This window comes from Verrucomicrobiia bacterium, from assembly GCA_026414565.1.
Taxonomy (GTDB): Bacteria; Verrucomicrobiota; Verrucomicrobiia; order Limisphaerales; family Fontisphaeraceae; genus Fontisphaera.
In genome coordinates, this window is record JAOAIT010000026.1 from 1 (window position 1) to 2,149 (window position 2,149).

The 2,149-nt window shown below is 61.0% G+C and carries 2 protein-coding genes; both read left to right on the forward strand.

Annotation, left to right across the window (positions count from 1 at the left end; translation table 11 throughout):
* Nucleotides 1-785, forward strand: a 785-nt coding sequence (locus N3J91_06315; protein ID MCX8156042.1) for a DegT/DnrJ/EryC1/StrS family aminotransferase, incomplete at its 5' end; no start/stop codon positions are given.
* Nucleotides 782-2,149 (forward strand): O-antigen translocase (locus tag N3J91_06320; GenBank protein ID MCX8156043.1); only part of this gene is annotated, 1,368 nt, incomplete at its 3' end. The genes N3J91_06315 and N3J91_06320, both read left to right, overlap by 4 nt.

Consider the following 2,149-nt stretch of genomic DNA (forward strand, 5'->3'; position numbering starts at 1 on the left):
CCCCTCGGACCCGCGCCATATTGCCGGTGCATTTATATGGCCTCCCTGCCGATATGGCCCCCATTCTCGAAATTGCCCAACAGCATCGCTTGCTGGTTCTGGAAGACAATGCCCAAGCCTTTGGCGCACTTTACCACGGCCGCCGCACCGGCAGCCTGGGCCATGCCGCAGCTCACAGTTTTTATCCCGGCAAAAACCTGGGCGCCTTTGGCGACGGCGGCGCGGTGACCACCAACGACCCCGAGCTCGCGCGCAAGGTGCGCATGTTGCGCAATTATGGTTCAGAGAAAAAGTATCATCATGAGTACCCCGGCTTTAACTCGCGCCTCGACGAACTCCAGGCAGCCTTCCTCCGCGTGAAATTGAAAAAACTCGACGAATGGAACCAGCGCCGTCACCGTCTCGCGCGCCTGTACCTTCAGCGTTTAAGTACCTTGGCGGAAGTGGTGCTTCCCCATGTCCCGGAAGGCTCGCAAACCACCTGGCATCTCTTTGTAATCCGGCATCCGCTCCGCGACGCCTTGCAACAACACCTGGCCGCCGCCGGCGTCGGCACGCTCATTCATTACCCCATCCCGCCGCATCTAAGCGGGGCCTATGCCGGCCACGGTTGGAAACGCGGCGACTTTCCCATCGCCGAACAATTGGCCGAAACCGTCCTCAGCCTGCCCATGGGCCCGCACCTCACCGACGCCCAAGTCGAATACGTGGCCGATGCCATAGTACAGTTTTCCCAATCCCATCGCGCAACCCTGATGCGTGAAGCCTCAACATTCCGCCCTTGAGCGCCACCACAGCCAAACCTTTGAATACCCCCGCGCCAGCCGAGACCCCCGCCCGCCCCGGCACCTACGGACGCATCCTCAAAAGCTCCGCCCTCATCGGTGGCTCCTCCGTCATCAACGTGCTCGTGAGCATGATTCGCGTCAAGTTCACCGCCACCTATCTGGGGCCCCTGGGCGTGGGTCTTTTGGGGGCCTACGGCTCCATCCTCGGCCCCGTGGGCGCCATCGCCAGCCTCGGCCTGAGCACCGGCGCCGTCCGCCAAATCGCCGAAGGCGTGGGGCAGGGCGACCAGGCCAAAGTATCCCGCGCCCTGCAGACCATCCGCCGCGCCTCACTTGTCACCGGCCTCATGGGCGTCCTCCTGATGTGCCTGGTGGCCTGGCCGGCCAGCGTGCTCACCTTTGGCAACGCTGACCACTTCTGGCCGCTTTGCCTGCTCTCCCTGACCCTCCTCATGAGCTCTCTCGCCGGGGGCTTGGCAGCCATCATTCAGGGAATGCGTCGCATCCGCGATATGGCCATGCAGGGCGTCATCGGCTCCGTCCTCACTTTGCCTATTACCATCCCGCTGATGATCTGGCTGGGTGTCCAAAGCATCGTGCCCATGATGCTCCTCTCTTCACTGGCCGGCCTGGCGGTGACGTGGCTTTTTGCCCGCAGAATCCACGTGCCCCATGTGCCCATGACCTGGCGCGAAACCTGGCTGGAAGCCCGTCCCATGCTCAAATTGGGCATCGTCATGACCGCCAGCGGCCTGATTGGCATGGCCGTTGGCTACCTCATTCGCCTCGTTGTAATTCGTAAACTGGGCCTCGAAGCCAATGGCATCTACTCCGCGGCCTGGATGCTCTCCAGTTACTATGTCAACATCATCCTCGGCGCCATGGGAGCCGACTTCTACCCTCGGCTCACCGAAGTCAACCACAACCATCCCGAAGTCAACCGCCTCGTCAATGAACAAACCGAAGTCGGCCTGCTCATAGCCATGCCCGGCGTTATCGCCACCCTTACCCTGGCCCCCCTAATCATCCACATCTTTTACACCGTCAAATTCCTGCCGGCCGTCGAAGTCCTCCAATGGATGGTTCTCGGCGTGGCCTTGCGCGTAATCACCTGGCCCATGGGCTTCATCCTCCTGGCCAAGGGCGCCAAACGCATGTATTTCTGGACCGAGCTGGCCTCCAACGTGGTGCTGTTAACCTTCACTGTGGCAGGAGTGCTCCTCTGGGGCCTCAAAGGAACCGGCATAGCCTTCTTTGGCCTTTACCTCTTTTACCTGGCGCTCATGCTTAAAATCACCAGACACATGACGGGCTTTGCTTGGTCTCCCAACAGCCGCAAACTCCTGCTCCTCTTTGCTGCC